Genomic DNA, 6004 nt, shown 5'->3' on the forward strand with positions numbered 1-6004 from the left:
GATCTGCGGCCCTCGCGGAGTCGCCCCACGTTGCAGTTCAATAGGATCCTATTTTTATGGCGCTTTTCGGAAATCTTGGCGGTTTGTTCACCACGGACATGGCCATCGACCTCGGCACCGCAAATACGCTGGTCTATGTCAAAGGCCGCGGCGTGATCCTTTCGGAACCCTCTGTGGTGGCCTATCACATCAAAGACGGGGTGAAAAAAGTTCTGGCAGTTGGCGAAGACGCCAAGCTGATGCTGGGCCGGACCCCGGGCAGCATTCAGGCGATCCGCCCCATGCGCGAAGGGGTGATTGCCGATTTTGACACCGCCGAAGAAATGATCAAACACTTCATTCGCAAGGTCCACAAACGTTCGCCTTTCTCCCGCAAGCCAAAGATCATTGTCTGTGTGCCCCATGGTGCCACCCCGGTTGAGAAACGCGCAATTCGCACCTCGGTGCTGTCTGCGGGGGCTGGACGCGCTGGTCTGATCGCCGAACCCATTGCCGCCGCCATTGGCGCTGGCATGCCCATCACCGACCCCACCGGAAACATGGTTGTTGATATCGGCGGCGGCACCACCGAGGTTGCGGTTCTGTCGCTGGGCGACATCGTTTACGCACGCTCGGTACGTGTGGGCGGCGACCGGATGGACGAAGCCATTATCTCTTACCTGCGCCGCCAGCAGAACCTGCTGATCGGCGAAGCCACTGCCGAACGGATCAAGACCTCGATCGGCACCGCCCGGATGCCCGACGATGGCCGCGGCCAGTCGATGCAGATCCGCGGGCGCGACCTGCTGAACGGCGTGCCAAAAGAAATCGAAATCAGCCAGGCCCAGGTCGCCGAAGCCCTGGCAGAACCGGTACAGCAGATCTGCGAAGCGGTGATGACCGCATTGGAAACAACACCGCCGGATCTGGCCGCTGACATCGTCGACCGGGGCGTAATGCTCACCGGGGGCGGTGCGCTGCTGGGGGATCTGGATCTTGCGCTGCGCGAACAGACCGGGCTGGCCGTCTCGATTGCGGATGAATGCCTGAACTGTGTGGCACTTGGCACCGGCAAGGCGCTGGAGTTCGAAAAGCAGCTGCGCCACGCCATCGACTACGACAGCTAAGCCAAAATCTGCCCTGCCCGCGCAGAACCATGCGGGGCAGTGACAGCCGTCGGAAAGGAGCCCCTTGGCCAAAGATCGCTCCCAGCGCGAAGACTATACAACCCCGCTGCGCCGCCTGCTGGTGGTGCTGGCCTGTCTCTGTCTGGCTGCACTGTTTCTGGTCTGGAGGATCGACAGCCCAAGGGTCGAACGGTTTCGCGCACAGCTGATCGACGCGGTGGTGCCTAATATGGACTGGGCCATGGTGCCCGTAACGGGGGCCATCAACCTGTTCCGGGATTTCCAAAGCTACCAGCGTTTGAGCGACCAGAACCGCGAGCTGCGTTCTGAGTTGCGGCAGATGCGGGCCTGGAAAGAGGCCGCCCTGCAGCTGGAGCAGGAAAACGCCCGGCTGCTGGATCTGAACAACGTGCGGCTTGATCCAAAACTCACATTTATTACCGGCGTGGTCATGGCTGACAGCGGCTCGCCGTTTCGTCAGTCGGTGATTTTGAACGTGGGCGCCCGCGACGGCATCCAGGATGGCTGGGCCACCATGGATGGCATCGGCCTGGTAGGGCGCATTTCCGGCACCGGGCGCAATACGGCCAGGGTGGTGCTGTTGACTGATGCCGCCAGCGCGGTGCCAGTCACCATCCAGCCTTCGGGGCAGACAGCGCTGGTGACAGGCGACAACAGTACTGCCCCCCTGCTCACCTTTTTGGAAAATGATGATCTGGTGCGCCCCGGCGACCGGGTGATCACCTCTGGCGATGGCGATGTCTTTCCTGCCGGTCTGCTGGTCGGGCAAGCCACGCTGGATCGCAGTGGCCGCATGCGGGTGCGGCTGTCGGCAGATTATGAACGGCTGGAGTTCCTGCGGGTTCTGCGCCACCATGGCACCCAGGTGATCCGCGATCCCGGCGGGCTGATCGTCCCGGCTCCCGGCGCCAATACCCCCAGATCTCGTCCCGGCGATCTCGAGCTTGGCACGGACACCCCCGCCGACGGGGCGGTCGCTCCCGGTGGAAACGGAGCGGACAATGGCTGAGGTCACCCCAGGCAGAATTCAGCTCATGCGGGTTTGTTTTGCAGCGCTTGCCTTTGTAACCATCTTCTTTCACCTGCTGCCCCTGAATTCCCAGGCCAGCAGCTGGGCACCGCCGGATCTGATTATCTGCCTGGCCATGGCCTGGTCCCTGCGCCGCCCGGACTATGTGCCGGTGTTTATTCTTATTCCGGTGCTGCTGATCGCCGATCTGCTGTTTCAACGCCCACCGGGTCTGCTGACCCTGCTGGTGGTGCTTGGCTGCGAATTCCTGCGGGCACGGGCGCAACCACAGCATGAAACCCCCTTTGTCGCGGAATGGCTGTCGGTTGCCCTGGTGATCATCGCCATCACCCTGCTGAACCGTCTGACCCTGTCTCTCTTTACCATTCCCCGCGCCCCGCTGAGCTTGTCTGTGATCGAAATGTTTGCAACAATTGCCGCCTACCCACTGGTAGCCCTGTTCAGCCAAAGCCTTCTGGGCGTGCGCAAACTCTCTGCCGCCGAAGCCGAAATTCTGGAAGCCCGCAAATGAGACGTTCCCCCAAAGATCAGGAAGGCGCCCACCGCAAGCTGAGCCGCCGCGCCCTGCTGCTGGGGGGGATGCAACTTGGGCTGGTGGGGGCGCTGGCCGCACGGATGCGGTACTTGCAGATCGACCAGGCGGACCAGTTTCGCCTGCTGGCCGAAGAAAATCGCATCAATATCCGCCTGCTGGCGCCGGCACGCGGCGAGATCTTTGATCGAAACGGTCGGGTGTTGGCCCATAACTCGCCCTCTTACCGGATCATCATCGTCCCCGAAGATGCCGGCGACGTTGAGCAGGTCATCGGCAAGCTGTCTGAGCTGATCCCACTGCCGCCCGAGGACATCGAGCGCGCCCGTACTGAAATTCGCCGTGGCCGCCCCTTCCTGCCGATTACCCTGGCCGACCAGCTGAATTGGGAGGACATCTCCAAGGTTGCGGTGAATGCCCCCGCCCTGCCTGGCATCACCCCCGAAGTGGGCCTGACCCGGATCTATCCCCAGCTCGATGATTTTGCCCATGTGGTGGGCTATGTGGGTCCGGTGTCGGATTATGATCTCAGCAAACTGGAAGCGCCTGATCCCACCCTGCGCATTCCACGCTTTCAGATCGGCAAGGTCGGGTTTGAGGCCAAGCGCGAAGACCTGCTGCGCGGCACCGCCGGGGCCAAGCGCATCGAGGTCAACGCCGGTGGCCGGGTGATGCGCGAGCTGGACCGCAAAGAAGGTCAGGCTGGCGCTGATATGCAGCTGGCAGTGGACACCGAGCTGCAAAATTATGCCCAGGCGCGGCTGGGCAAAGAAAGCGCCGCCGTGGTGGTGATGGATTGTGAAAACGGCGATCTGCGCGCCATTGCCTCAGCGCCGAGTTTTGACCCCAACCAATTTGTGCGCGGCATCTCAGTGGCCGACTACCGCATGCTGACCGATGATCCCTACCGCCCATTGGCCAACAAGACCGTGCAGGGCACCTACCCTCCCGGTTCGACGTTCAAGATGGTGACCTCCCTCGCCGCCCTTGAAGAGGGGTTGATCGGGCCGGAAGACACTGTCTATTGCCCCGGCCACCTAGAGGTCTCGGGACGTAGGTTCCACTGCTGGAAACGCGCTGGTCACGGCCATGTCGACCTCAACACCTCGCTCAAGCAATCCTGCGATGTGTATTACTATGACCTGGCGATCAAGGTCGGCATCGACAAGATCTCGGCCATGGCCAATCGGCTGGGGTTGGGGGTACGTCACGATTTGCCAATGTCAGCGGTGGCCAGCGGGCTGGCCCCCAACCGCGACTGGAAATCACGGGTAAAAGGCCAGGAATGGCTGGTGGGGGATACCGTCAATGCCTCGATCGGCCAGGGCTTTATACTGGCCTCGCCGCTGCAACTGGCGGTAATGACCGCCAGACTGGCCACCGGGCGCAACCTGTCGCCCCGACTGATCAAATCCATCGATGGCATTGAGCAACCCTCAGGCGCGGGTGAAAGCCTAGGCCTGAATGAAAACAATCTGCGCATGGTTCGCCGTGGCATGTATTCGGTCAGCAATGACCGGCGCGGCACCGGCTACCGCTCGCGCATTATCGCCGAAGGCATGCGCATGGGGGGCAAGAGCGGCACCAGCCAGGTGCGCAACATCACTGCCGCCGAACGCGCCGCCGGGGTGATCCGCAACAAGGATCTGCCCTGGGAGCGCCGGGACCATGCGCTTTATGTCTGCTTTGCCCCCTTTGACGACCCCAAATTTGCGGTTTCGGTGATTGTCGAACACGGCGGCGGCGGCTCCAGCGTCGCTGCCCCGATTGCCCGCGATGTGATGTTGCAAGCGCTTTATAACGGCACCCCACCGCTGGAGGCCTACCCCAAAGGCGACCGCAAGCGGATCAAGGCGCAACAGGACAGGTTAGCGCGCGAACGTGCCAAACGTGCCGAAAACCCGGACAGTGACCGCGCATGAGTTATCTAGAGTATAACGCCAAATCGACACCCTCGGGCCTGCGCAAGATCTTATACCTGAACTGGCCCCTGACCCTGCTGCTGGCCTCGGTGGCCGGGGTCGGCTTTTTGATGCTCTATTCCGTGGCGGGCGGGTCCTTTTCCCCCTGGGCCGAACCGCAGTTCAAACGCTTTTTGCTCGGCATGGGCGTAATGCTGGTGGTAGCCCTGATCCCGATCTGGTTCTGGCGGAACATCTCGATCCTGGCCTATCTGACCTCCGTAGTCTTGCTCTTGGCGGTTGAGTTCTTTGGCACCGTCGGCATGGGGGCGCAGCGCTGGATCGACCTGGGGTTTATGCGATTGCAGCCCTCTGAGCTGATGAAGATCACTCTGGTTATGTTGCTGGCAGCCTATTACGACTGGCTACCAGCAGAACGCAGCTCGCGCCCGGTCTGGGTCTTGGTACCGGTGCTGATGATCCTGTTCCCCACCTTCCTGGTGCTGCGCCAGCCTGACCTCGGGACCTCGATCCTGCTGATGGCAGCCGGCGGTGGGGTGATGTTTCTGGCCGGAGTGCACTGGGCCTATTTCACCGCCGTCATCGCCGCCGGTCTCGGCCTGGTGGCGGCTGTCTTTCAAAGCCGCGGCACCGACTGGCAGCTGCTGAAGAATTATCAATATCTGCGCATCGACACCTTCCTCGACCCGTCACAAGACCCCTTGGGGGCCGGCTATCACATCACCCAGTCCAAAATCGCCCTGGGGTCCGGCGGCTGGTCCGGGCGTGGCTACATGCAGGGCACCCAATCGCGGCTGAACTTCCTGCCGGAAAAACACACCGATTTCATCTTTACCACCCTGGCCGAAGAGTTCGGCTTTATCGGCGGGCTCACCCTGCTGAGCCTCTATGTGCTGATCATCGTGTTTTGCGTTGCCACCGCGCTGGCCGCCAAAGATCGCTTCTCCTCTTTGGTGAGCCTCGGCGTCGCGCTAACCTTCTTTTTGTTCTTTGCCGTGAACATGTCGATGGTCATGGGGTTGGCGCCGGTGGTCGGGGTGCCGCTGCCGCTGGTGAGCTACGGGGGATCGGCCATGCTGGTGCTGATGATCGGATTCGGACTGGTTCAATCGGCGCATATCCACAGGGCACGCTCAAAATGATCGTAAAAGTGCAATTCATCACCGATGCGGCCCGGTTCGAGGAGTACCGCGAGCCGCTTCGCGGGGCGCTTGCGGCGCTGGGGGTCGAGGCCGAGCTCGCGGCGGACCACCCGCCGGAGACGGTCGACTACATCGTCTACGCCCCGTTCGGCGGACAGGTCGACCTCTCGGGTTACGTCCGGGCCAAGGCGGCGCTCGGGCTCTGGGCCGGGGTGGAGACGATCATCACCAACCCGACCCTCACCATGCCC

At 62.0% G+C, this 6004-nt stretch carries 5 protein-coding genes and 1 pseudogene; all 6 read left to right on the forward strand.

The features are described 5' to 3' along the window. Positions 1-56: 56 nt before the first annotated feature. Positions 57-1106 carry a rod shape-determining protein gene (locus QZ268_RS13215; protein ID WP_009809486.1) on the forward strand — a complete coding sequence of 350 codons (1050 nt, stop codon included), beginning with the start codon at positions 57-59 and terminating at the stop codon, positions 1104-1106. A 64-nt stretch (positions 1107-1170) separates the two neighbouring features. After that, a complete protein-coding gene (gene mreC, locus QZ268_RS13220) occupies positions 1171-2136 on the forward strand; it encodes a rod shape-determining protein MreC (protein ID WP_295453392.1) in 966 nt (321 codons plus the stop codon). Further along, on the forward strand, positions 2129-2668 hold the full coding sequence (locus QZ268_RS13225; protein ID WP_295453394.1) for a rod shape-determining protein MreD: 540 nt from the start codon (positions 2129-2131) through the stop codon (positions 2666-2668). Before mreC ends, QZ268_RS13225 begins: the two co-directional genes overlap by 8 nt. Continuing rightward, on the forward strand, positions 2665-4611 hold the full coding sequence (gene mrdA / locus QZ268_RS13230; RefSeq protein WP_295453397.1) for a penicillin-binding protein 2: 1947 nt from the start codon (positions 2665-2667) through the stop codon (positions 4609-4611). The genes QZ268_RS13225 and mrdA overlap by 4 nt, the downstream gene beginning before the upstream one ends. Beyond that, entirely contained in the window at positions 4608-5753 is a 1146-nt protein-coding gene (gene rodA, locus QZ268_RS13235; RefSeq protein ID WP_295453400.1) for a rod shape-determining protein RodA, read from the forward strand. Before mrdA ends, rodA begins: the two co-directional genes overlap by 4 nt. Next, positions 5750-6004 (forward strand): annotated as a pseudogene (locus QZ268_RS13240) (glyoxylate/hydroxypyruvate reductase A); the annotation flags it as partial. The gene rodA and the pseudogene QZ268_RS13240, both read left to right, overlap by 4 nt.

This window comes from uncultured Pseudophaeobacter sp. (genome assembly GCA_905479575.1).
Classification (GTDB): domain Bacteria; phylum Pseudomonadota; class Alphaproteobacteria; order Rhodobacterales; family Rhodobacteraceae; genus Pseudophaeobacter.

What these genes read in the sequence shown, in the direction of transcription:
- QZ268_RS13215 (WP_009809486.1), top strand. Translation starts at nt 57, where the DNA reads ATGGCGCTTTTCGGAAATCTTGGCGGTTTGTTCACCACGGACATGGCC.
- QZ268_RS13225 (WP_295453394.1), top strand. Translation starts at nt 2,129, where the DNA reads ATGGCTGAGGTCACCCCAGGCAGAATTCAGCTCATGCGGGTTTGTTTT.
- mrdA (WP_295453397.1), top strand. Translation starts at nt 2,665, where the DNA reads ATGAGACGTTCCCCCAAAGATCAGGAAGGCGCCCACCGCAAGCTGAGC.
- rodA (WP_295453400.1), top strand. Translation starts at nt 4,608, where the DNA reads ATGAGTTATCTAGAGTATAACGCCAAATCGACACCCTCGGGCCTGCGC.